Consider the following 21,043-nt stretch of genomic DNA (forward strand, 5'->3'; position numbering starts at 1 on the left):
GTCAGGCGCGGGCGGGACGGGCCCCGGCGAGATAGGCCACCGCCGCGTCGACGCTGACGAGCTGCGCGGCGTCGCGGTCGGGGATCTCCACGCCGCCCTGCTCGGCGAGCGCCGCGACGAGGTTGAACACGTCCATCGAGTCGAGGTCGAGGTCGCGGCGCAGGTCGGCGCCCGGCGGCAGGGCGGCCAGGTCGGCGTCGGGCGCGATCTCGCCCAGGCAGGTCATGAGCAGGTCACGGGCGGCGGCGGGGGTCACAGCGCATCGGGCTCCTGGAGGTGGCGGTCGACGGCGACGAGCAGGCGGCTGGCGGCGTGGCCGTCGCTGACGCGATGGTCGGCCGTCAGCGTCGCGATGACGCTGGGGCGGGCGCCGACCATGCCGTCGCGGGCCAGCGGGCGCTCGGCGATCCGCCCGAAGCCGACGAGCGCGACCTGCGGCGGGAAGATCACGCCCTGGACGAGGTCGGCGCCCTGGTCGCCGAGGTTCGTCACGGTGATGCTCGCCCCGGCGGCGTCGGCGCCGCGCAGGACGCCGCGCCGGGCGCGGGCGGTGAGCCCGCGCAGGGCGGTCATGAGCTCGGGCAGGGCCAGCGCGTCGGCGCCGGGGATCGCCGGGGCGATGATCCCGCCGTCGCGCAGCGCGATCGCGACGCCGAGGTCGACGCGCGGCGCCGCGGTGAGGATCCCTTCCTCGTAGGTCCCGTTGAGCCCGGGCACGTCGCGGGCGGCCAGGACGACGGCGCGCAGCAGCACGGCGGCGGGCAGCAGGCGCTGGGCCGGCGGCCGCTGCTGGTTGTAGGCCTGCAGCCACGCGGTCGCGGCCGAGAGGTCGATCGTCTGCTGGACGCTGAAGTGGGGGATCTCGCGCTTGGAGCGCGCCATGAGCGCCGCCACGGCCGCCCGCAGCGATGCGCGGCGCTCGGCGTCGCTGCGCCGCGCGGCGCCCGCGGGCGGGGCGGCCTCGGCGGCCGGCGCCGGCGGAGCGGGCGCCGGGACGGCCTCGGTCGCGGTCCCGGCGGCCGCGGCGCGCACGTCGTCGCCGACGATCACGCCGCCGGGCCCCGAGCCGGTCACGCGGTCGAGGTCGACGCCCAGCGCGCCGGCCATGCGCCGTGCCAGCGGGCTCACGCGCCGCCGCCCGGCGGGCCCGTCCGCGGGCGCCGGGACGACCGCCACCGCGACGACGGGCGTCGGGACGACCGGCGGGGGCACCGGCGCCGGCCCGGCCGGGGGCGCCGGTGGGGCCGGGGGCGCCGACGCGGCCGCGGCGGCCTGCGGCGCGTCGGCCGGCCGCAGCGTGGCCAGCACGGTGCCCACGGGCACCTTGGTGCCGGGCGCCACGACGAGCGTGTCGACGACGCCCTCGTCGAAGGACTCGATGTCGATCTCGGCCTTGTCGGTGTCGACGGTGGCCATGATGTCGCCGCGGCGGACGCGGTCGCCCGGCGCCACGTGCCAGGTCAGCAGCCGGCCGGCGACCATGTCGGCTCCCAGCGTGGGCATCGTCAGCTCGGGCACCTAGCCGCCCAGCCCCATCGCGTGGACCGCGGCGACGACGCGGCGGGGCTGGGGCAGCGCGGCGTCCTCGAGGTGCTTGGCATAGGGCAGCGGCACCTCGGCGGTGCACACGCGGGCCACCGGCGCGTCGAGCTCGTAGAACGCGTGCTCGGTGATCCGCGCGCTGACCTCTGCGCTCAGCCCCACGCTGCGCCAGCCCTCGTCGACGACGACCGCCCGGTGCGTGCGCCCGACCGTCGCCGCGATGGCCTCCGTGTCCAGCGGCCGCAGCACGCGCAGGTCGAGGACCTCGGCCGACACGCCCTCCTCGGCCAGCGCGTCCGCGGCGGCCAGCGCCACGTGGACGGCCTGGGAGGAGGCGATGAGCGACACGTCGGTGCCCGCCCGGCGCACGGCCGCGTGGTCGAGGTCGACGGGTCCGGGCCCCGGCGGCGGGCCCTCCATGGCGTAGAGCGAGCCGTGCTCGAAGATCACGACCGGGTCCGGGTCGCGCAGCGCCCCGGCCAGCATCCAGCGCGCGTCGTCCATCGTGGCCGGCGCCAGGACGCGCAGCCCCGGCACGTGGGCGTACCAGCCCTCGAGCGAGTGCGAGTGCTGGGCGGCGAGCTGCCGGCCCCCCCCGGTCGTCATCCGCACGACCAGCGGCACGTGGAACTGACCGCCGGACATGTGCGACAGCGACGCGGCGGTGTTGACGATCTGGTCGAGGGCCAGGAGCGAGAAGTTCACCGTCATGACCTCGACGATCGGGAGCATCCCGCCCAGCGCCGCCCCGATCCCGGCGCCCATGAACGCCGACTCCGACAGCGGCGTGTCGCGGATGCGCTCGGGGCCGAACTCGTCCAGCAGGCCGCGGCTGACCCCGAACGAGCCGCCGTAGCGCCCGACGTCCTCGCCGAGCAGGAACACGCGTTCGTCGCCGGCCAGCGCGTCGCGCAGCCCGTCGTGCAGCGCCTGGCGGTAGGTCGTCGTGCCGGCCGTGACGTCGGTCATGCCGCGGGCACCTCGGTGAGCACGAAGCGCTCGAGATCCTCCACGGGCTCCAGCGTGCCGGCGCGCGCGAAGGCGACGGCGTCGTCCATCTCGGCGGCGACGTCGGCCTCCATCGCGGCCAGCCCCGCGTCGTCCAGCGCGCCCTCCTCGCGGAGCACGGCGGTCTGCAGCGCGAGCGGGTCACGCGCGGTCCAGCGGGCGATCTCCTCCTTGCTGCGGTAGAGGTCGGGGTCGTACATCGAATGCGCGCGGAAGCGGTACGTCCGCGCCTCCAGGAAGCACGGCCCGCCGCCGCCGCGCACCATCGCGGCCTGCTCGGCCGCGGCGGCCGCGACCGCCTCGACGTCCATGCCGTCGACCGACCACGCCGGGACCTCGTAGGACGAGGCCTTGAGCACGAGGTCGGTCTGGGACTCCGAGCGCTCCAGGGCCGTGCCCATGGCGTATTGGTTGTTCTCGCACACGAAGAGGACCGGAAGGCGCCAGAGCGCGGCGAGGTTCAGCGCCTCGTGGAACTCGCCCTCGGCGATCGCGCCCTCGCCGAAGAAGCAGGCCGTCACGCGGCGCTCGCCCCGCATCCGGGCGGCCAGCGCCAGGCCCACGGCCAGCGGCAGGCCGCCGCCCACGATCGCGTTGCCGCCGAAGAACCGCGTGCCGGCGTCGAAGAGGTGCATGGACCCGCCACGGCCGTGGCTGCAGCCCTCCTGGCGGCCGAGCATCTCGGCCAGGATGGCGCGCGCCGGGATGCCGCGGGCCAGCGCGTGGCCGTGCTCGCGGTAGGTGCCGACGACGTCGTCCTCGGGGGTCAGGGCCTGCATCACCCCGACGGCGACGGCCTCCTCGCCGATGTAGACGTGCAGGAAGCCGCGGATCTCGCCGGCGCTGTAGAGCTCGATGCAGCGCTCCTCCAGGCGCCGGATCCGCAGCATCGCGCGCAGCAGGCCGACGCCGTCGGGCGCGGCGGTCATCGGGTGGCCTCGACCGTCGAGACGTCGCCCTCGGGCAGGCCGAGCTCCTGGGCGCGCACGAGCCGGCGCATGATCTTGCCGCTGCGCGTGCGGGGCAGCGTGTCCACCACGTCGATCCGGCGCGGCGCGATCGCCGGTCCCAGGCGGCGGCGCGCGAATGCCCGCAACTCCCGCCGCAGCTCCGCCGTGTCGGCGTGCCCGGGTGCCGGCACGACCTTGGCGATGACGACCTGGCCGGCGATGGGGTCGGGGATGCCGATGGCGGCGGCCTCCACCACGGCGGCGTGCTCGCACAGCACGCTCTCGATCTCGAAGGGCCCGACGAGGTGGCCGGCGGTCTTGATGACGTCGTCGCCGCGGCCCAGGAACCAGTACCAGCCGTCCTCGTCACGGCGCGCCAGGTCGCCGCTGAGGTACCAGTCGCCGGCGAAGCAGGCGCTCGTCCGCGCGGGCTCACCGACGTACTCGCAGAACATGGACGGCCAGCCCGCCCGCAGGAGCAGCTCGCCGGGCTCGCCGGCCGCCTCCACGAGCTCGGGCCGGCCGAAGGCGTCGCGCACGACGTGCCCCTCGGCGTCGCGGCGCGCGAGCGCCGCCTCGATGCCCGGGAACGGGCGGCCCATGGCGCCCGGCCGGACCGGGTCGCCCGGGAGGTTGGCCACCATGATGGCCCCGGTCTCGGTCTGCCACCAGGTGTCGTGGATCTCGTGGCCGAGGACGCGGCGGCCCCACCGGACCGCGTCGGCGGCCAGCGGCTCGCCGACGGAGGCCGTGAGGCGCAGCGCCCCGAGGTCGTGGTCGCCGCGGGCCTCCTCGCCGGCACGCATGAGCATCCGGATCGCCGTCGGCGCCGTGTACCAGACGTTGACGCGCTCGCGGGCCAGCGTCGCGTACCAGCGGTCGGCGTCGAACTCGGCCTCGTCGACGACGACCGTGACGCCCCGGGTCAGCGGTCCGATGATGCCGTAGGACGTGCCGGTCACCCAGCCGGGATCGGCCGTGCACCAGAAGACGTCGTCCTCGTGCAGGTCGAGCGCGAGCGCGCTCGTGGCGTGGTGGGCGACGACCGCGCGGTGGGCGTGCAGCGCGCCCTTGGGCGTGCCGGTCGTGCCGCTCGTGAAGTGCAGCAGCGCCGGGTCGTCGGGCTCGGTCGCGGCCATGGGGGCGGGGGTGGCGGCGGCCAGGCGCGCGGGCAGGTCCTCGGCGAGCAGGACGTGGCGCAGGCCCGACAGGCCGTCGACGAGGTCGGCGACCTTGCGCTCGTGCAGCTCGCGGGTGGTCACGAGCACGCGGGCGTCGCCCCGCTGCAGGCGCACGCGGACCGGCTCGGGCCCGAACGCCGAGAACAGGGGGCAGAACACCGCGCCGTGGCGCAGGGTGCCGAGGGCGGCGACGTAGAGCTCGGGGATGCGGCCGGCCAGTGCGAAGACGCGCTCGCCGCGCTGCACGCCGAGCTCCTGCAGGAGCCCCGCGAAGCGGGCCGCCCGGTCGGTCAGCTCGGCGTAGGTGAGGTCGACCCGCGTGCCGTCGCGGCCGAGCCACCGCAGGGCCACCCGCCCCGCGCCCGGGCCCGCGGCGTGGCGGTCCAGGGCCTCGTGGGCGATGTTCAGGCCGCCTCCGGGCAGCCCGTCGAGCGCCGCCGCCGCCTCCGCCCAGGAGAACCCCGCACCGGCCTCGGAGGAGGCCGGCGTGGTGGGGGTCGGGCTGGGGGCGACGGTGCGCATGGGAGCCTCCTGGACGCAGCGGTGAGGGGAGGCCATCGTCCTGCCGGCGGCGCGCGGCGGCATCGGTAGTCCCCCCGGGTCGCGTCGCGGATTTCGACGGTTGGTCGCGGCCGCGGGCCGATCTAGCGTCGGTCGCCCACCCACGACCGGAGGGACCCATGAGCACCCCGACCCCCACGACCGGCGCGGCGCCCGGCGACATCCTGAAGGCCCGCGGCATCCATGGCGAGGCGGCCCGCAGCGCCGAGATCCTGGAGGTCATCGGCGCGCCCGGCCACGAGCGCTACCGCGTCCGCTGGGAGGACGGCCACGAGTCCGTCGTGTTCCCCGCCGACGGCATCAGCGTCGTGCACGCGGCGCGGGCCCGGCACGAGCCTGCGTGAAGGTACGGAGCGACGATGCCCGATCTCCCCGATGGCGGGCGTCGGGCGCCGGCGTAGCGTCGGCGCTCCGACACGGCACCGACCCCAAGGAGCACCCCATGACGACCGAGCTCTCCCGCCGCCCGTTCCCCGACTTCGCCGCCATGCGCGACCGCCTGGACCGGTTCTTCGAGGACGTCACCGGCACCCGCCAGACCGACGGCAGCTGGAGCGTGGCCATGGACGTCCGGCGCACCGACGACGCGCTGACCGTCCGCGCCGACGTCCCGGGCCTCGAGCCCGAGGACATCAAGATCACCGTCGAGGACGGGATGCTCACGATCGCCGGCGAGCACGAGGAGTCCTCCGAGCAGGAGGATGAGGGCTACGTGCGGCGCGAGCGGCGCTTCGGGTCGTTCCGCCGGACGATGGCGCTCCCGCCGGAGGCCCTGCCGGACAAGATCCAGGCCACGACCAAGAACGGCGTCGTGCAGATCGAGATTCCCGTCGGCGACAAGCCGGCCGGGACGAAGATCGAGATCACGCCCAAGGCGGAGTAGATGTCCACCTACCTCATGCCGCAGCAGGGCAGCCACCTGGCGCCCGCCTTCGAGCACGCCACCGTCGCCGACGCCATGTGCCACGGCGTCATCAGCTGCGAGCCCGACGCGCCCGCGACCGACGTGGCCCGCATCATGGCCACCCGCCACCTGCACGCCGTCGTCGTTGCGGGCCTCGAGCGCCGGCCCGGCGAGGGCGAGCGGCTCCTGTGGCGGGTGATCACCGACAGCGACCTGCTGCGCGCCGCCCGCTCGGGCCTGGAGGGGCGCACGGCCGCCGACCTCGGCGCGGCCGAGCCGACGACCGTGGCCACGACGACCACGCTGGACGAGGCGGCACGGATCATGGTGGAGTCGGGCCAGACCCACCTCATCGTCGCCGACCGCGGCCGGCCGGTCGGCGTGCTGTCCACGCTCGACGTCGCCGGGGTCTTGGCCTGGGGGCGCGCCTGACCCGCCGCCGCCGGCACACCGCCGCCCGCCGATCGTCACACTCCGGGTGTGCCCTCCGACCTCCCCCTGCAGGTGCGGGGGCTCACGCGCAGCTACGGCCGGCTCGTCGGCCTGCACCGCCTCGACCTCGACCTGCGCGCGGGGGAGTGCGTGGCGCTGATCGGCGCCAACGGCAGCGGCAAGTCCACCGCGGTGCGCACGATCGCCGGGCTGCTGGAGCCCACGGACGGCACCGTGCGCATCTGCGGCCACGACCCCCACGTCGAGCCCGGCGCGCAGGCGGCGCGCGCCGCGCTGGCCCTCGTGCCCGACACCCCGCTGCTCTACGACGACCTCACCGTCCGCCAGCACCTCGCGCTCGTGGCGCTCGCCCACGCCCAGGTCGACGACGGGCTGGCGGCGCGCATCGACGCGCTGCTCGAGCACCTGGGGCTGTCGGCGCGCGCCGACTTCCTGCCCGCCGAGCTCTCGCGCGGCATGCGCCAGAAGACCGGCCTGGCCTGCGCGCTGATCCGGCCGGCCGCGCTGATGGTGCTCGACGAGCCCGTCGTCGGGCTGGACCCGCCGTCGCAGGCGCTGCTGGCCGAGCTGCTGCTCGACGCCAAGGCGCGCGGCACGGCCGTGCTGCTGACCACCCATCAGATGATGTTCGCCGACGGGGTGGCCGACCGGGCCGTCGTGCTCGGGGAGGGCGCGGTGCTGGACCGAGGGCCGTGGCACGAGGTCCGCGTGCGCGCGCAGGAGCGCGGCTGGCTGCCCGACCATGGCTGACGCCGTGGCGGTGCGCACCACCCCGGTGCGCGAGATCCGCGCGTTCTGGCGGGTCGTGCAGGCCCCGCCGAGCCTGCTCAAGCGCCTGGAGCCCTTCTACTACGTGGCGATCACGCTGGCCATCGGCGGCCCGTTCGTCTACGGCACCGCCAGCTCGGCGCTCGCCGAGGTCGCCACGCCGCGCACGGTGGCCACCTGGGGCCCGGCGCTCGCGCTGGCCGGGCTGCTGGCGCTGGTGCGCTGGGGCGCCGTCCAGGGGCCGGTCATCTTCTCCGTGGCCGACGTGGCGCAGCTGCTCGGGGCGCCGCTGCGGCGCGCCGAGCTCGTGCTGGGACGCCTGGCCCGCGGCCTGCTGTGGGGCGCGGGCGGGGCGGCCGTCGTGGCCGCGATCGCGCTGATCGGCATCGCCGGCCACCACCGGTCGGTGCCGGGCGGGCGGGCCGCGGCGTTCGTGGCGGCCGTCGCCCTGCTCGGCGTCCTGGGCATGGCGGGCGCGTCGCTCGTGCAGGGTTCACGCGGCTGGGACCGCGCGACCCGCCTGGCCGGCTGGCCCGTGCTGGCCGCGGCGGCGGGCCTCGTCGTGCTCGGCTCCTCCGGCGCGACGGGGCGCTCCGTCGCCCTGTGGTCGGGGCCGTGGGGCTGGGCGGTGGCGCCGGTGGCCGCCGGGCGCGCGTGGCCGCTGGCGCCGGTCCTGCTCGCGGTCGCCACCGCCGGGGCCGTGGGGCTGGCGCTGGCGCGCCGCGGACGGTGCCCGACCGAGCGTCACATGCTGCGCGCCGAGGCGCGCGGCGGCGCCGTCGCAGCGTTGTACTCGTTCAACGCCCGCTACGTGGGCCGCAGCCTGCGCGCCGTCAGCGCCGGGCCCACGGCGGGCCGCGGCTCCGGGCTGCGCGCGCCGCGCTCGCCGCGACTCGCGATCTTGTGGCGCGACGCGGTCGCGGCGCTGGCCGCGCCCCAGCGCCTGGGGGAGGCGATCGTCCTGGCCGCCGGCGGCACCGTCGTCTGCCTGCTCAACGCCGGCCACCCGGCCGCCGTGGCGGGCGGGGCACTGGCGACCTACGTCGGCGCCTCGCGGCTGCTGGAGCCGCTGCGCGCCGAGACCGACCGTCCCAACCGCGTCCGGGTGCTGCTCCGCGAGCCGATGGGCCGCGTGCTGACCCAGCACGCCGTCCTCCCGGCCCTCGTCGTGCTCGCCGCCGCGTCGGCCGCCACGGCGGGGGTGGCGATCGCCGGCGCGCTGCCGCGCCACGGCGGCGCCATCGCGCTGCTGGCCGTCGCGGCGACACCGTCGGTCACGCTCTGCGCCGCGCTGAGCAGCCGCCGGGGCGGCCAGATGCCCACGAGCCTCATGTCGGTCACGATCGCCGACACGACGGGCATGAGCGGTGGGATCATCGTGGGCTGGATCGTGGCGTGGCCGCTGGGCGCCGTCGCGCTGGGCACCGTGCCGGTCAGCGTGGTGGCGGCCCGTGGGACCCATGCGCTGCCGACGTTCGTCCTGCTGCTGGCGGTCGCGCCCGCCGCGCTGGTCACCGCGCTGGGCTGGGAGCGCTTCGCGCCCTGAGTCGGCTGGGGCGGGCCACCGCCCGGTCCCGGGGGTCATCCCCCCGGGCGGGCAGGGGACACCAGCACCGCCACACGCCTGCTGGCCGGCGGGCGGCCGGGACGATGCGGTGGGACGGTGAGGGCGTCCCTGATCCCCGCCGCACGCACCACCGGAGCCCGAGATGTCCGACCCCGTCCCGCCCTCCACGCCCCGAGGCCACCACAGCGCCGCCCGCACGGCCTCGCTGCTGGCCGGCGGCCTCGCCGCGCTGCTCGCCATCGCCCTCCTGGCCGCCGCGGGCCTCGCGCTGTGGGCCGACGGGCGCAAGGACCACGACGGCTACCTGTCGGCCGGCACCCAGCACCTCACGACCCGCGCGGCCGCGATCGCCAGCGGCGACGTGGACCTGCACGTCGGCGGCGCCCGCTGGCTGCTGGGCGACGACCACCTCGGCACGGTCCGCCTGCGCGTGACGGGCGCCACCGGGCGCCCGGTCTTCGTCGGAATCGCGCCCACGCACGACGTGGAACCCTGGCTGCGCGGCCGCACCTACGAGCGGCTGACCGACATCAGCGGCGTCTTCTCGCTGCACGCCCACACCGAGGCCGTGCAGGGCGCCGGGCGCCCCGCGCCCGCGGCGACGCGCCGGTTCTGGGCGGCGTCGGCCTCCGGCCGCGGGCGCCAGGACCTCGTCTGGCACGCCCGTCAGGGAACGTGGTCGGTCGTGGTCGCCAACGCCGACGGCTCGCCCGCGGTCGACGTGCGCGTCGGCGCCGCGGCCCGTGTGCCGCACCTGGCCACCGTCGGCTGGGTCGCGCTGGGCGGCGGCGTCCTGGCCGGGCTGATCGCCGCGGGCCTCGTCGCCGTCGGCGTGCGCCGCCCCGGCCCGGCGACCGGCGCGCTCATGCCGCCGGGCCCCGGACCGGCGTGCCGCGCGCCCGCGACAGGCGGCTCGTGACGGTGCACAGGGCGTACCAGGATCCCGGACCGGCGTCCGATCGTCGCGGCGCGCGGTGCGCCGCCGCTCAGGACGGCGGCGCCGGCGGCTTGGCGCCCGCCAGGATCGAGTACTCGAAGTGCGCCATCCCGGTGGTCCCGCCGGGCCCGGTCACGAACCGCGGGAACTCGGTCGGGCCGATGCGTCGGCGCACCGGCACGTGCGCGGGGCCCGAGCGCTCGCCCTCGGTCCCCGTCGGGTAGCGGTCGACCTCGATCGTCTCCGGGCCGCGGTAGACGCCCGCGCTGCCGTGGTCGGCCCAGCCGCCGTAGTAGCCCAGGCCCTGCACGTCGGCCGGCGCGCCGGCGACCGCGAGCTCGTAGCGGCGGGTGACGCCCTCCTCGTCGACGAGGTCGACGGTCCCGACCGGGCCGGCGGGGCCCACCTGCAGGTCGTGCGCGATGGAGCGCAGCCCCACCGACCGCCCGTCGTCGAAGTCCAGGCGGCCCTCGAAGTCCAGCGTCTCGCCGTCGCGGTCCTCGTGGGTGTTGAAGAAGCCGCAGTGGTCGCCGACCTGGAACGGCATCCACAGCCGCAGCGCGCGGCGGTCGCGCTGCACGCCGGGCTCCTCGATGCCGCCGAAGCGGGTGGGCGGCCCCATGCTCGCGCGGATGCCCCACGAGTGGTCGCGCATCGCGTGCCAGCCGTCGACCTCCAGGTCCCGGCCATCGCAGCGCACCGTGCCCGTGGCCCGGCAGACCTGCGTGTAGCGCAGCGTGTCGCCGATGATCCGCCCGTGCTTGACGGTCTGGTAGCGCTCCTCCACGAACGGCGGGGCCTGGACGGCGAACGTGACGTCGAACGCGAAGCCCGCGTCGTTCTCCTCCAGGACGAGCCGGTGGCGCTCCATGAGCTGCTCGACGTCGAGGCGGATGGGCCCGGCGGCCAACTCGCTGTAGCGCGGGCGCAGCGTCCGCGACGCCCGCACGCAGCGCTGCTCGCCGTCGTGGGTCAGGCCGGCGAAGCCGTCGATCGTGTTCGTGTTGGGGTGCAGGCGCAGGCCCGCCAGGACGTACCAGTCGGCCGCGTAGAACGCGAAGAAGTACCCGTCGTTGAAGTGCGGGTCCGACGTGGCCAGCATGTTGAACGGCGTGGGGTGCTGGTGGAACGGCAGGTCGTCGACGTCGTTCAGCTGCATGGGTCTCCCGGGTGGGCGGTGCGGACGGATGGGGTCAGGCTCGGCACGCCGGCGGTGGCGGCGGCCCGCTCGAGCAGCTCGGGCACACCGTCGGCGAACGCGGCGAGGTAGGGATCGTCGCTGCCGCCCTGCACGGCCCGGCGGTGGATGCCCTCCATGGCCACGGCGAGCTTCCACAGCGCCAGCGTCTGGTACCAGGCGATCGCGCCGGTGCTCCGGCCGCTGCGCTCGTGGTAGCGCGCGACGAGCTCCGCGCGGGTCGGGAAGCCGCCCGACCGCGTGACCGTGGAGAGGTCGAACATGCGCAGCGGCGGGTCGTCGGGCTGGACCCAGAACGCGCACAGGTAGCCCACGTCGGCCAGCGGATCGCCGAGCGTCGACATCTCCCAGTCCAGGATGGCGACGACGCGCGGCGGCGCCTGCGGCGCGTACATCGTGTTGCCCAGGCGGTAGTCGCCGTGGACGATCGTCGTCGCGGGCGACTCGGGCAGGTGGTCGCCGAGCCACGTGGCCAGGCGCCCGAACACGGGCAGGTCGCGGGTCCGGCTGAGCTCCCACAGGCCCTCGAAGCGGCGGACCTGGCGGGCCAGGTAGCCGGCGGGGCGCCCGAAGCCCTGCAGGCCGCAGGCCCGCCAGTCGACGGCGTGCAGGCCGACGAGCGCGTCGACCAGGGCGTCGGCGATCGCGCCCTCGCCCCCGGCCAGCGACTCCGGGACCGCGTCGGTGAGCACGTGGCCCGCCATGCGCTCCATGAGGAAGAACGGCGCGCCGATGACGGCCGGGTCCTCACAGGTGGCGAGGATCGCGGGGACGGGTGCGCGGCCCGCCAGCGCGCCGATGACGCGGGACTCGCGCAGCACGTCGTGCGAGCTGGGCGGCAGCGGCGGCCGCGGCGGGCGGCGCAGGACGACCTCGGCGCCCTCGCGGGTCAGCACGAACGTCGGGTTGGAGTGCCCGTCACCGATGGGCCGGGCGTGCACGGGGCCCGAGCCCAGCCCGTGGGCGTCGAGGAACGCCCGCAGCGGCTCGATCACGAGCAGCGGCGGGCGCGCAGCGCCCGCCGCGTCCTCGTGGTGCTCGACGACGTCGTCGCTCACGCGGCGCCGTGCGTCGCACGCAGGACGTTCTTGGCCACCTTGCCCAGCCCGGTGCGCGGCAACTCGGCGGTGAGCTCGACCTGCTTGGGGACCTTGTAGGCCGCCAGCCGCTCCCGGCACCAGGCGCGCACGTCGTCGGCGTCGATCGCCATCCCCGCGTTGGGCACGACGATCGCCACGGTGCGCTCGCCCCAGCGCTCGTCGGGCAGCCCGATCACGGCGGCCTCCAACACGCGCGGGTCAGCCATGAGCACGCGCTCGACCTCGGCGGCGAACACGTTCTCGCCGCCCGACCGGATCATGTCCTTGAGCCGGTCGACGATGTGCAGGTCGCCGTCCTCGTCGCGGCGCGCGAGGTCGCCGGTGTGCAGCCAGCCGTCGCGGATCGCCGCGGCGGTCGCCTCCGGGTTGCGCCAGTAGCCCTGCATGATCGACGGCGATCGGGCGCACAGCTCGCCGACCGCGCCGTCGACGACGTCGGCGCCGGTGTCGGGGTCGCGCAGGGCGATCTCGACGCCGGGCACTGCGCGGCCGATCGAGCCGGGCTTGGCGGCCGTCAGCGCCGGGGCGGCGGCGGTCACGTAGGGGCCGCCCTCCGTCAGCCCGTAGGTCTGGTAGAGGGCCAGCGGGCCGGGCACGGCCTCGCGCAGCTCGTCCAGCACGCCGAGCTCGCCGAGCGCGCCGCCGTAGATGACGGTGCGCAGCGTGGAGAGGTCGGTGGCGGGCCGGCGCGGGTGGTTGAGCAGCGCGCGCAGCACCGGCGGCACGCCGAACAGCGAGGTCACGCCGTCGCGCTCGATGGCCTCCAGCGCGGCGCCGGCCTCGAAGCGCGGCAGGATCCGCAGCGTGGCGTCGACCGACAGGTACATCTTGGCGTGGTCCCAGCACGCGCAGTGGAACGAGGGGGCGTGCACGAGATAGGTGTCCTCGGGCCGCGCGCCGTAGCCGATGGCGCCGTAGAACGCGTCGACGTAGGTCGCGCGCTGGGTGTGGCAGGCGCCCTTGGGCCGGCCCGTGGTGCCGCTGGTGTACAGGATGAGGTGCAGGCCGTCGGGGTCGGGCGCCTCGAGCTCGGCGGCGGGGTCGGCGCCCGCGCGCCGGCCGGCCCACTCCGCATCGGGCTCCCCGAACCCGACCACGGGGGTGTCCGGCACGGCCCGCGCCGCCGCCGCGGCGGTCGCCGCGGCGAACTCGGGGCCCGCCAGCACGAGGGAGGGCTCGAGGTCGGCGAGCAGGTACTCGAGCTCGTCGGCGGCACTGAGGTAGTTCAGCGGGCACAGGACCGCCCCTGCGCGCGCCGCCCCGTAGTACAGCGCCAGGTACTCGGCCGAGGTCGTGTCGATGGCCGCGACGCGGTCGCCCGGCCCGACCCCGGCGGCCCGCAGCGCGGCGGCGCTGCGGGTGACCTGCTCCTCCAGCTCCCGCCACGTCCACGAGCCCAGGCGGTCGATCACCGCGACGCGGCCGGGCTGCTGTCCGGCGCCGCGCCGGACGATCGCGTCCAGCGTCATCGTCACGCGGGCACCGCCCGGGCCAGGATCGCCGAGGCGTCGGCGCCCGCCGGCAGCGTGCCGTAGGACCGCCCGCCCTCGCCCCCCAGCCGCGTCGCGCAGAACGCGTCGGCCACGGGGGCCGGCGCGTGGCGCACCAGCAGCGAGCCCTGCAGGGCCAGCGCCAGATCCTCGACGGTCCGCCGGGCCGTGAACTGGGCCTCGGCCAGGCGCTGCGCGCGCCCGGTGTCGTCGCCGCCCAGCAGGGCGCCCGTGGTCTCACGTACGCGTGCGAGGTGCGCGTCGAGCCGGCGGTCGGCTCCCGCCCCGAGCTCGCACTCGGCCAGGAACGCCGGCAGCGCCTCGGGGTCGGTCTCCATGGCGCGGAGCACGTCGAGGGCCACGACGTTGCCCGAGCCGTCCCAGATGCTGGGCAACCCGGAGTCGCGGAAGTGCTGAGGCAGGCCGGAGTCCTCGACGTAGCCGTTGCCGCCCAGGCACTCCAGCGCCTCGCCGGCGTGGTCGACGGCACGCTTGCAGACCCCGAACTTCATGACCGCGGTGGCGAAGCGGCGGAAGGCGGGCTCGTCGTCGTCGTAGGCGCGGGCCACGCGCAGTGCCGCGACGGTCGCGGCCTCGGACTCGAGCTGGAGGTCGGCCAGCACGTTGCGCATGAGCGGCAGGTCCGCCAGCGGGGTGCCGAACGCCTCGCGCCGGCGGCAGTGGTGCACGGCCTCCAGCACGCCGCGCCGGATGCTCGCGGTCCCGCCGAGCAGGCACTCCAGCCGGGTGAAGTTGATCATCGCGATGATGACCGGGATCCCGCGGCCCTCCTCGCCGACCATCCGGGCCCGAGCGCCGCGGTACTCGACCTCGCTGGAGGCCAGGGCCCGTGTCCCGAGCTTGTCCTTGAGCCGCTGGAACTCCATCCCCGGTCCCCGCTCCACGAGGAAGCACGACAGGCCGCCGGGCGTGCGGGCCAGGACGAGGAAGTGCTCGCACGTGGGGTGCGAGCAGAACCACTTGTGGCCCCAGAGCTCATAGGTGCCGTCGCCGGCGGGCACGGCGGTCGTCGTGTTGGTCCGCACGTCCGAGCCGCCCTGGCGCTCGGTCATGACGACGCCGATCTGCGAGTAGGCGCCGAAGTCGCGGCTGACCAGGCGCGGCTCCCACTCGGCGGCCAGGTCGGGGGCCGCGGCGCGCAGCGCCGGGACGGCCGAGTAGTTCATGGAGATCGGGCACATCACGCCCGTGTTGACGTTGTGCCACAGCATGTACATGCCGGCCCGCACGACGTGGGCGCCGGGGCCCGGGTCGGTCCAGGGCAGGGAGTGGATGCCGTGCTCGACGCCCTGGCGCAGCAGCCAGTGCCACGAGGGGTCGGACTCGACGGCGTCGACGCGGTGGCCGAAGCGGTCGTAGGGGGCCAGGACCGGGGCGTTGCGCTCGGCCCGGAAGGAGTGCTCGCGGGCCTCGGCCGAGCCGGCCAGGGCGCCGAGGTCGCGCAGGGGTCCGGCGCCCCAGCCGCCGCCCTCGCGCTGCGTGCCCTCCTGGAGGCCGATCCAGGCCTCGTAGGTGTTGATGGGCTCCAGCGGGACCGACTGGTTGAGCACCTCGCGCACCTGGGGGTGGCTGTCGCCGCTCCGGAGCTGTTCGTCGAGCATCCCGCCGCGTCCCGTCCTCGTTGCCGAAAGCGTGCCGAGCGTATCGGCCGCCGGGCCGTCGGAACCGCTACCGCAACCAGGCCCGCGCCATGGCTCACCGCTGAGCGCGGCGCGCGATCGTACCCGGATTCAGCTGCGCTCAATCCAGACTTAGCACTGAACTGCTGTCGGAAGCGCTAGTTTCGGCTTGTCACGAAGGTCACAGATCGGCATGTTCATCGCCGGACGCACGGAAGTGTCGTCGGTCACGGTGAGACGGCGGCGCGCGGGGGCCCGTGCGGAACGTTGTGGAGGCCGGCCCCGCCCGGGGTCGTCCTGAACTGCAGTCCGCACTGGAGGAGACAGGATGCACGAATCGAGCGATCGCTCGAAGGGCCTTCGGCCCGTGACGCGGCGGAAGTTCGTCGCGCGCACGGCGGCCGCGGGGTCGTTGGTCGCTGCCGGCGGGGCCCTCGCGGCCTGCGGCAGCAGCAAGAGCAGCACCAGCAACAGCGCGGCGAGCACCGTCGGCAGCGGGTCCAAGCCCAAGCCCGTCGCCACCGGCAGCGCGATCGGCCAGGAGCTGCAGAAGATCCTGGGCACGCCGGACGCCCTCATCGCGAAGGGCCCCGGCACGTTCAAGATCGCCGGGCAGTTCGCGATCTCGGGCGCCGGGTCGGTGTACGGCCTGCAGCAGACGGCGGGCTTCAAGTACGGCGCCCAGCACGTCGCCGAGTGGACGAACGGCAAGCTGCAGTTCGACACGAAGTACTACGACAACAAGTCGGGGGTGCCGCAGGCCGAGGCGGCCGCGGGCCGCGAGGCGGGCCTGTCGAAGGTGCCGGTGCTCATCAGCTCCTACATCTTCGGCTTCGGCGCGATCCTGCCGTTCGCCAAGCAGTACAAGATGTTCAGCCCCGACCCCGGCGGCGGAGCAGGCCCGATCCCGGGTCCGTTCGCCTCGGCGCCGTACTGCTACGGCTTCCGCTCGGGCTACCCGACGGACTGCATGGAAGGGATCATCAAGTACTTCCGCGAGACGTTCCCGGACAAGAAGCGCTTCGTCACGGTCCAGCCGGTCATCGCGCCGCCGTACAACAACGCGGTGAAGGACTTCCTCAAGAAGCTGTGGCCGAAGTACAACATCGACTTCGCCGGTGACCTCCTGGCGCCACTGGGCGCCACCGACTACAGCTCGACGGTGCAGAAGGTCAAGCAGCTCAACCCAGACGTGGTCCTGTGGATGACCTTCGGCGCCGATCCGGCCTACCAGGCCAAGGAGATGCGCCGCCAGGGCGTCAACGTCATCAACGCGGCGGTCGACCACACGTCGATCGTGGCCAAGCTGGCCGGCTCGGCGTGGAAGGGCTGGTACTTCGGGTTCGACAACCTGGACACCGCCAACCCGCCCAACCCGTGGAGCAAGTTCTTCATCGACAACTGGAAGAAGGACAACAACGGCGACACACCGGGCTACTTCAACGCCGGTGACTACATCACCGCGTTCGCCGTGGCCCGCCTGATGAACGACATCCTCAAGGCCGGCGGGGACATCCACAACGGCGATGACTACGTCAAGGCGCTGGAGGCCAACCCGTCGTTCGACCATGTCTACGGGGGCAGCGCCACCGAGGTCGGCAAGATGGTCATCGACACCAAGACGCACTCGCCGAGCGCGATCACGATGCTCCTGTTCCAGTCCAAGGGAACGGGCAACTGGCTCGACACGACGCCGTTGGCGACCTACGGGATCAACGCCGCGGACTACAAGAAGGTCTGATCCTGGCGTCGCTCATCCCGCCGGACAGGCGGGGGTGAGCGGCCCGGTGCGGACTCGGGCAGGCGCGCCGCACGCAGCGTGCCTGCCCGATCACCGCAGCCCCCCTGCGGGGCGCTACCGATGACGGCGCGGCGGCGGACCGGGAGGCTGCCGCCATGTCCATCGTGGCGATCGTGCTCATCGTCCTGGCGGCCGTGCTCGTGGCGCTCGCCCTCAGCGCCATCCGCATCGTGCGCGAGTACGAGCGGGTCGTGGTCTTCCGGCTCGGCCGGCTGCGCGGTGCGCGCGGGCCCGGCCTGGTGCTGGTCATCCCGGTCATCGAGCGCACGCGCTGGGTCAACCTGCAGATCGACACGGCCGACATCCCGCCGCAGGACCTGATCACCAAGGACAACGTGACGATCCGCGTCGAGGCCGCGGTCTTCTACCGCGTCGTGGACCCGATCAAGGCGGTGGTCGCCATCCGCGACTACCAGCACGGCGTGCTGCGCATCGCGCAGACCACGCTGCGCGCGACGCTGGGCCAGCACGAGCTCGACGACCTGCTCGCCCACCAGGCGGCGATCAACGACCTGCTCGAGCAGACGATCGACGCGGCGACCGAGCCGTGGGGCATCAACGTCGTCAAGGTCGAGACCCGCGACGTCGACCTCCCCGACACGATGAAGCGCGCGATGGCACGTCAGGCCGAGGCCGAGCGCGAGCGGCGCGCGAAGATCATCGCCGCCGAGGGCGAGTTCCAGGCCGCCGAGCGGCTCTCGCAGGCGGCCGGTGTGATCGGGCGTGAGCCCGGGGCGCTGACGCTGCGCACCCTGCAGACGCTCGCCGAGGTCGCCAGCGAGCACAACTCCACGCTCGTGCTGCCGATCCCGATCGACGTGCTCGAGGCCGCGCGGCGCATGGCCGCGCCCGCCACGCCCAACGGCAGCAGCGTGCGCTGAGGCTCCGTGGTTACCCGCATGACCACCGCACGCAAGTGCGGATGGCGGGCGCCCCCGGGCGGCGGTACCGTCGCACCATGACCGGTCATCCCTCCGTGCTGCACGTGAGCCCCGGCCACGACGGGGCCTGGGTCGTGGCCGACGACGAGGATCGCGACACCCAGCTGTCGCGGCACGCCGACGCCTCCGAGGCGCTGCGGGTCGCGACGGAGCGCCTGCGCCGCCACGGCGGCGGCGAGGTGCTCGTGCACGACCGCTACCACCACGTCCATCCGCATCGCTGCGCGGGCCGCGTGTGAGCGCCGGCCCGGGCGCCGTCCTACGTCCTGGACCATCTCGGCCTGCCGGTCGCCGACGTCGCCGCGTCGCGGCGCTTCTACGAGGCCGCGCTGGCGCCGCTGGGCTTCGCGGTCGTCATGGAGGTCCCGGGGGTGGCCGGCGCCGGGTTCGGCGTGCCCGGCAAGCCGTCGTTCTGGATCCGCCCGGGCGGCCCGGCGGGTCCCGTGCACATCGCCTTCCACGCGACCGACCGCGGCCGCGTCGACGCCTTCCACGCCGCGGCGCTGCAGGCCGGCGGGACCGACAACGGGCCGCCCGGGCTGCGCACGCACTACCACCCCGGCTACTACGGCGCGTTCGTGCTCGACCCCGACGGCAACAACGTCGAGGCCGTCTGCCACACGCCGTCGGGCTAGCCGGCCGGCGGCTGCGCACCCGCCGCGGCCAGCAGCGGTCGCAGGTCGTCGAGCTTGTCGTAGGTCCACCACAGGTAGTTCGTGGTGCCCGACTCGCGCAGCGGGTGCAGGTCGGCGTGGGCCGGGTCGTCGATGAACCCCTGGAAGGCCTCCGGGCTCTCCCACTCGACGAGGATCATCGCCTGACGGGGCCTGACGCCGCCGCCGGTGCGTGCTCCCGCCAGCTTGCCCAGCGCCACGACGCGGCCGTGGTGCTCGGCGACGGCCTGGGCCGAGCGGCGGGCGTAGGCGCGGTAGTCGTCGTTGGGGGCCAGGTCGAACAGGTTGAGGGCGTAGAGCGCGGCCATGGCGCCATCATGGCGGCTCATGCACGTCCTCGCACCGGTGCTCGTGGCGCTCGGGATCGCGCTCGGCGTCTACGCCGCCGCGGTCCTGGCGCTCATCGCGCTCGGACGCCGCTCCGACGCACGCGCCGTCGCGGGCTTCATCCCGGACTGCCTCGTCCTGGCCCGCCGGCTGCTGGGCGACGACCGCGTCGCCCGCCGCCACAAGGCGCTGGTCGGCGCCCTCGTGGTCTACCTGGCCATGCCGTTCGACCTCGTGCCCGACGTCATCCCGGTCGCGGGCCAGCTCGACGACGCCGTGCTCGCGGCCCTCGTGCTGCGGGTCGTCCTGCGCGGGGCCGGCGCGTCGCTGCTGCGCGAGCACTGGCCGGGGCCCGAGCGCTCCCTGCGGGTCGTCGAGCGCCTGGCCGGCGGCCGGTAGCCGCCGTGCGCGAGGCGGGACCGTCAGCCCAGCGCCTCGGCCGGCCGCAGCCGCGTCGCCCACCAGGCGGGGTAGAGGCTCCCGAGGGCCCCGGTGGCCAGCGCCAGCGGGATGGCCACCGCGAAGGTCGCCGCCGTGACGTGCGGGGTCACGAGGGCCGAGGCCCCCGTCGCACGGACGAGCAGCCCGGCGCCCACGGTGCCCAGCACGCTGCCGGCCACGGCGCCTGCGAGACCCAGGACCAGGCCCTGGCCGAGCACGAGCGCGGCGACGAGGCGCCGGGGCCAGCCGACGGCCAGCAGCAGGGCGAAGTCGCGCCGCCGCTCGACGGCCGCCAGCACCATGGTGTTGGCCACGCCGATGCCGCCGATGATCAGCGCCAGAGCGACGAACACGATCGCGGCCTCGCGGATCAGCAGGCTGTTCGTGTCGACGCGCGTGACCTGGCCGGGCTGGCTGATGGCGACCGTCCCGCGGAACGCGCGCTCCAGCCGCCGGCCCACGTCGGCGGCCCGCGCGCCGGGACGCAGCGACACGGCGATCGTCGTGGCATCGCCGGGGCGCCCGAGCAGCCGCTGGACGGCCGCGAGCGTCAGCGCCGCGCCCTGGTCCTCGAACGGGACCCCGGCGTGGTAGACGCCGACGATGCGGGCCGGCCCGCGGACCATCGGCAGCCGGTCTCCCATGCCGAGCCCCAGCGTTCGTGCGGCGCCGTCGCCGAGCGCAGCCTCGCCGGCACGCAGCGGCGGGCGGCCCGAGAGGAACACGACGCGACGCGCCACGAACCCGCGCGGGTCGACGCCGAAGACCAGGAACGACCGACGGGTCGTGAGCTCGCCGGTGGCCACCGCCACGGCGGTGGCGTCGCGCACGCCCGGCGTGCGGCGGACGCGCACGACGAGCGACGTCGGCAGCGTCGAGGCCGTGAGGTCGCCGACGCCGCCCTGGAACAGCCCGAGCTCCGAGCCGCCGAGGTGGATCAGCCCCGACGCGCCGCGCTCGATCCCCGAGCTGAGCGACAGCAGCGCGACGATCGTCGCCACGCCCATCGCCACGCCGGCCGCCGTCAGCACGGTGCGGGCGACGTGGCGGCGCAGGTCGACCAGGACGAGGCGGAGCATCCGATCAGCCGGGCAGGAGCCCCGGGACGGCGACGATCCGCCAGCGTCCCTCGCGCTTGGCGAGAGCGACGCGCTGGCGCGGGAACTGGGTGCCGTCGGCGACCTCGGCGCGCGCGGTCGTCCCGGTGACGACGACGTGGCCGACATCGGCGCCGCGCAGGGCCTCCAGGAACGCCGCCGGGGCGACGAGGCGGACGAGCCCGACGGCGTCCTCGCAGGACGCCGGTGCGGCGCCCGCCGCCCCAGCCCGGCGCGCGACGACGCGGACCAGGTCCGCGCGTCCCTCGGCGCCGAGCTGGGCGCAGGCCGTCGGGCCGTCGCCGTCGGCCTGCGCCCGCAGGAACGTGTGCAGCACGTCGGCGACCCGGGCCTGGTCCGACGGCCGATGCCCGCCGCAGGCCGCGAGGGTGGCCGCCACGGCGATGCTGATGGCGCCGCACGGCCGACCGGCGATGGACATGGGTTCCCCTGCTGTCGGAGT

At 75.5% G+C, this 21,043-nt stretch carries 23 protein-coding genes; 11 read left to right on the forward strand and 12 right to left on the reverse strand.

The features are described 5' to 3' along the window. Position 1: 1 nt before the first annotated feature. From FSW04_RS14850 to acsA, 5 genes are read right to left on the reverse strand one after another with little or no spacing between them, the layout of a single operon-like run. The gene (locus FSW04_RS14850; RefSeq protein ID WP_146920577.1) at positions 2 to 256 is read right to left on the reverse strand and encodes an acyl carrier protein; all 255 of its coding nucleotides are present in this window, start codon (positions 254 to 256) and stop codon (positions 2 to 4) included. Next, positions 253 to 1,518 carry a dihydrolipoamide acetyltransferase family protein gene (locus tag FSW04_RS14855; RefSeq protein WP_146920579.1) on the reverse strand — a complete coding sequence of 422 codons (1,266 nt, stop codon included), beginning with the start codon at positions 1,516 to 1,518 and terminating at the stop codon, positions 253 to 255. The genes FSW04_RS14850 and FSW04_RS14855 overlap by 4 nt, the downstream gene beginning before the upstream one ends. Then, positions 1,519 to 2,511, reverse strand: coding sequence for an alpha-ketoacid dehydrogenase subunit beta (locus FSW04_RS14860; protein WP_146920581.1), 993 nt, complete (start codon positions 2,509 to 2,511; stop codon positions 1,519 to 1,521). It lies immediately after the preceding gene. After that, positions 2,508 to 3,479, reverse strand: coding sequence for a pyruvate dehydrogenase (acetyl-transferring) E1 component subunit alpha (gene pdhA / locus FSW04_RS14865; protein ID WP_187368796.1), 972 nt, complete (start codon positions 3,477 to 3,479; stop codon positions 2,508 to 2,510). The genes FSW04_RS14860 and pdhA overlap by 4 nt, the downstream gene beginning before the upstream one ends. After that, on the reverse strand, positions 3,476 to 5,203 hold the full coding sequence (acsA, locus tag FSW04_RS14870) for an acetate--CoA ligase (RefSeq protein ID WP_228430487.1): 1,728 nt from the start codon (positions 5,201 to 5,203) through the stop codon (positions 3,476 to 3,478). The genes pdhA and acsA overlap by 4 nt, the downstream gene beginning before the upstream one ends. A gap of 158 nt (positions 5,204 to 5,361) precedes the next feature. On the opposite strand from acsA, the gene FSW04_RS14875 reads away from it, so the two are divergent. From FSW04_RS14875 to FSW04_RS14900, 6 genes are all read left to right on the forward strand, one after another. After that, positions 5,362 to 5,586, forward strand: coding sequence for a DUF1918 domain-containing protein (locus FSW04_RS14875; RefSeq protein ID WP_146920586.1), 225 nt, complete (start codon positions 5,362 to 5,364; stop codon positions 5,584 to 5,586). 98 nt (positions 5,587 to 5,684) lie between these two features. Continuing rightward, a complete protein-coding gene (locus FSW04_RS14880; protein WP_146920588.1) occupies positions 5,685 to 6,125 on the forward strand; it encodes an Hsp20/alpha crystallin family protein in 441 nt (146 codons plus the stop codon). Beyond that, complete coding sequence (locus FSW04_RS14885) at positions 6,126 to 6,578, forward strand: CBS domain-containing protein (RefSeq protein ID WP_146920590.1); 453 nt, start codon at positions 6,126 to 6,128, stop codon at positions 6,576 to 6,578. A 48-nt stretch (positions 6,579 to 6,626) separates the two neighbouring features. After that, positions 6,627 to 7,349 carry an ABC transporter ATP-binding protein gene (locus FSW04_RS14890; protein WP_146920593.1) on the forward strand — a complete coding sequence of 241 codons (723 nt, stop codon included), beginning with the start codon at positions 6,627 to 6,629 and terminating at the stop codon, positions 7,347 to 7,349. Then, entirely contained in the window at positions 7,342 to 8,913 is a 1,572-nt protein-coding gene (locus FSW04_RS14895; RefSeq protein WP_146920595.1) for a hypothetical protein, read from the forward strand. The genes FSW04_RS14890 and FSW04_RS14895 overlap by 8 nt, the downstream gene beginning before the upstream one ends. A gap of 163 nt (positions 8,914 to 9,076) precedes the next feature. Continuing rightward, on the forward strand, positions 9,077 to 9,853 hold the full coding sequence (locus tag FSW04_RS14900) for a hypothetical protein (RefSeq protein ID WP_146920597.1): 777 nt from the start codon (positions 9,077 to 9,079) through the stop codon (positions 9,851 to 9,853). 67 nt (positions 9,854 to 9,920) lie between these two features. On the opposite strand, the gene FSW04_RS14905 is transcribed toward FSW04_RS14900, so the two are convergent. From FSW04_RS14905 to FSW04_RS14920, 4 genes are read right to left on the reverse strand one after another with little or no spacing between them, the layout of a single operon-like run. Beyond that, positions 9,921 to 11,030: a hypothetical protein gene (locus FSW04_RS14905; protein ID WP_146920599.1), complete on the reverse strand. Its 1,110-nt coding sequence runs from the start codon at positions 11,028 to 11,030 to the stop codon at positions 9,921 to 9,923. Further along, positions 11,021 to 12,127 carry a phosphotransferase family protein gene (locus FSW04_RS14910; RefSeq protein ID WP_146920601.1) on the reverse strand — a complete coding sequence of 369 codons (1,107 nt, stop codon included), beginning with the start codon at positions 12,125 to 12,127 and terminating at the stop codon, positions 11,021 to 11,023. The genes FSW04_RS14905 and FSW04_RS14910 overlap by 10 nt, the downstream gene beginning before the upstream one ends. Then, positions 12,124 to 13,638, reverse strand: coding sequence for a class I adenylate-forming enzyme family protein (locus FSW04_RS14915; protein ID WP_228431289.1), 1,515 nt, complete (start codon positions 13,636 to 13,638; stop codon positions 12,124 to 12,126). Before FSW04_RS14915 ends, FSW04_RS14910 begins: the two co-directional genes overlap by 4 nt. Positions 13,639 to 13,640: 2 nt before the next feature. After that, on the reverse strand, positions 13,641 to 15,281 hold the full coding sequence (locus tag FSW04_RS14920; RefSeq protein ID WP_146920606.1) for an acyl-CoA dehydrogenase family protein: 1,641 nt from the start codon (positions 15,279 to 15,281) through the stop codon (positions 13,641 to 13,643). A gap of 385 nt (positions 15,282 to 15,666) precedes the next feature. Between FSW04_RS14920 and FSW04_RS14925 the strand changes: the two genes are divergently transcribed. From FSW04_RS14925 to FSW04_RS14940, 4 genes are all read left to right on the forward strand, one after another. Then, positions 15,667 to 17,040, forward strand: a complete 1,374-nt coding sequence (locus FSW04_RS14925; RefSeq protein WP_187368797.1) for an ABC transporter substrate-binding protein — start codon at positions 15,667 to 15,669, stop codon at positions 17,038 to 17,040. 155 nt (positions 17,041 to 17,195) lie between these two features. After that, positions 17,196 to 17,981: a slipin family protein gene (locus FSW04_RS14930; protein ID WP_146920610.1), complete on the forward strand. Its 786-nt coding sequence runs from the start codon at positions 17,196 to 17,198 to the stop codon at positions 17,979 to 17,981. A 77-nt stretch (positions 17,982 to 18,058) separates the two neighbouring features. Further along, a complete protein-coding gene (locus FSW04_RS14935) occupies positions 18,059 to 18,280 on the forward strand; it encodes a DUF2188 domain-containing protein (protein ID WP_187368798.1) in 222 nt (73 codons plus the stop codon). Positions 18,281 to 18,307: 27 nt separating this feature from the next. Continuing rightward, entirely contained in the window at positions 18,308 to 18,676 is a 369-nt protein-coding gene (locus FSW04_RS14940; protein WP_146920614.1) for a VOC family protein, read from the forward strand. On the opposite strand, the gene FSW04_RS14945 is transcribed toward FSW04_RS14940, so the two are convergent. Then, positions 18,673 to 19,023 carry a DUF1330 domain-containing protein gene (locus FSW04_RS14945; protein ID WP_146920616.1) on the reverse strand — a complete coding sequence of 117 codons (351 nt, stop codon included), beginning with the start codon at positions 19,021 to 19,023 and terminating at the stop codon, positions 18,673 to 18,675. The genes FSW04_RS14940 and FSW04_RS14945 overlap by 4 nt on opposite strands. 19 nt (positions 19,024 to 19,042) lie before the next feature. Here FSW04_RS14945 and FSW04_RS14950 point away from each other — a divergent pair, with 19 nt between their 5' ends. Further along, a complete protein-coding gene (locus FSW04_RS14950) occupies positions 19,043 to 19,441 on the forward strand; it encodes a YkvA family protein (protein WP_146920618.1) in 399 nt (132 codons plus the stop codon). Positions 19,442 to 19,464: 23 nt separating this feature from the next. Here the strand turns inward: FSW04_RS14950 and FSW04_RS14955 are convergent, their stop codons facing one another. Both FSW04_RS14955 and FSW04_RS26115 read right to left on the reverse strand, forming a co-directional pair. Next, positions 19,465 to 20,562, reverse strand: a complete 1,098-nt coding sequence (locus tag FSW04_RS14955) for an ABC transporter permease (RefSeq protein ID WP_187368799.1) — start codon at positions 20,560 to 20,562, stop codon at positions 19,465 to 19,467. A gap of 4 nt (positions 20,563 to 20,566) precedes the next feature. Next, on the reverse strand, positions 20,567 to 21,022 hold the full coding sequence (locus tag FSW04_RS26115; RefSeq protein ID WP_187368800.1) for a hypothetical protein: 456 nt from the start codon (positions 21,020 to 21,022) through the stop codon (positions 20,567 to 20,569). Positions 21,023 to 21,043 lie beyond the last annotated feature (21 nt).

The organism is Baekduia soli (assembly GCF_007970665.1).
Taxonomy (GTDB): domain Bacteria; phylum Actinomycetota; class Thermoleophilia; order Solirubrobacterales; family Solirubrobacteraceae; genus Baekduia; species Baekduia soli.

What these genes read in the sequence shown, in the direction of transcription:
- FSW04_RS14860 (WP_146920581.1), bottom strand. Translation starts at nt 2,511, where the DNA reads ATGACCGACGTCACGGCCGGCACGACGACCTACCGCCAGGCGCTGCAC.
- pdhA (WP_187368796.1), bottom strand. Translation starts at nt 3,479, where the DNA reads ATGACCGCCGCGCCCGACGGCGTCGGCCTGCTGCGCGCGATGCTGCGG.
- acsA (WP_228430487.1), bottom strand. Translation starts at nt 5,203, where the DNA reads ATGCGCACCGTCGCCCCCAGCCCGACCCCCACCACGCCGGCCTCCTCC.
- FSW04_RS14875 (WP_146920586.1), top strand. Translation starts at nt 5,362, where the DNA reads ATGAGCACCCCGACCCCCACGACCGGCGCGGCGCCCGGCGACATCCTG.
- FSW04_RS14880 (WP_146920588.1), top strand. Translation starts at nt 5,685, where the DNA reads ATGACGACCGAGCTCTCCCGCCGCCCGTTCCCCGACTTCGCCGCCATG.
- FSW04_RS14885 (WP_146920590.1), top strand. Translation starts at nt 6,126, where the DNA reads ATGTCCACCTACCTCATGCCGCAGCAGGGCAGCCACCTGGCGCCCGCC.
- FSW04_RS14895 (WP_146920595.1), top strand. Translation starts at nt 7,342, where the DNA reads ATGGCTGACGCCGTGGCGGTGCGCACCACCCCGGTGCGCGAGATCCGC.
- FSW04_RS14900 (WP_146920597.1), top strand. Translation starts at nt 9,077, where the DNA reads ATGTCCGACCCCGTCCCGCCCTCCACGCCCCGAGGCCACCACAGCGCC.
- FSW04_RS14905 (WP_146920599.1), bottom strand. Translation starts at nt 11,030, where the DNA reads ATGCAGCTGAACGACGTCGACGACCTGCCGTTCCACCAGCACCCCACG.
- FSW04_RS14915 (WP_228431289.1), bottom strand. Translation starts at nt 13,638, where the DNA reads ATGACGCTGGACGCGATCGTCCGGCGCGGCGCCGGACAGCAGCCCGGC.
- FSW04_RS14920 (WP_146920606.1), bottom strand. Translation starts at nt 15,281, where the DNA reads ATGCTCGACGAACAGCTCCGGAGCGGCGACAGCCACCCCCAGGTGCGC.
- FSW04_RS14930 (WP_146920610.1), top strand. Translation starts at nt 17,196, where the DNA reads ATGTCCATCGTGGCGATCGTGCTCATCGTCCTGGCGGCCGTGCTCGTG.
- FSW04_RS14935 (WP_187368798.1), top strand. Translation starts at nt 18,059, where the DNA reads ATGACCGGTCATCCCTCCGTGCTGCACGTGAGCCCCGGCCACGACGGG.
- FSW04_RS14945 (WP_146920616.1), bottom strand. Translation starts at nt 19,023, where the DNA reads ATGGCCGCGCTCTACGCCCTCAACCTGTTCGACCTGGCCCCCAACGAC.
- FSW04_RS14950 (WP_146920618.1), top strand. Translation starts at nt 19,043, where the DNA reads ATGCACGTCCTCGCACCGGTGCTCGTGGCGCTCGGGATCGCGCTCGGC.
- FSW04_RS14955 (WP_187368799.1), bottom strand. Translation starts at nt 20,562, where the DNA reads ATGCTCCGCCTCGTCCTGGTCGACCTGCGCCGCCACGTCGCCCGCACC.
- FSW04_RS26115 (WP_187368800.1), bottom strand. Translation starts at nt 21,022, where the DNA reads ATGTCCATCGCCGGTCGGCCGTGCGGCGCCATCAGCATCGCCGTGGCG.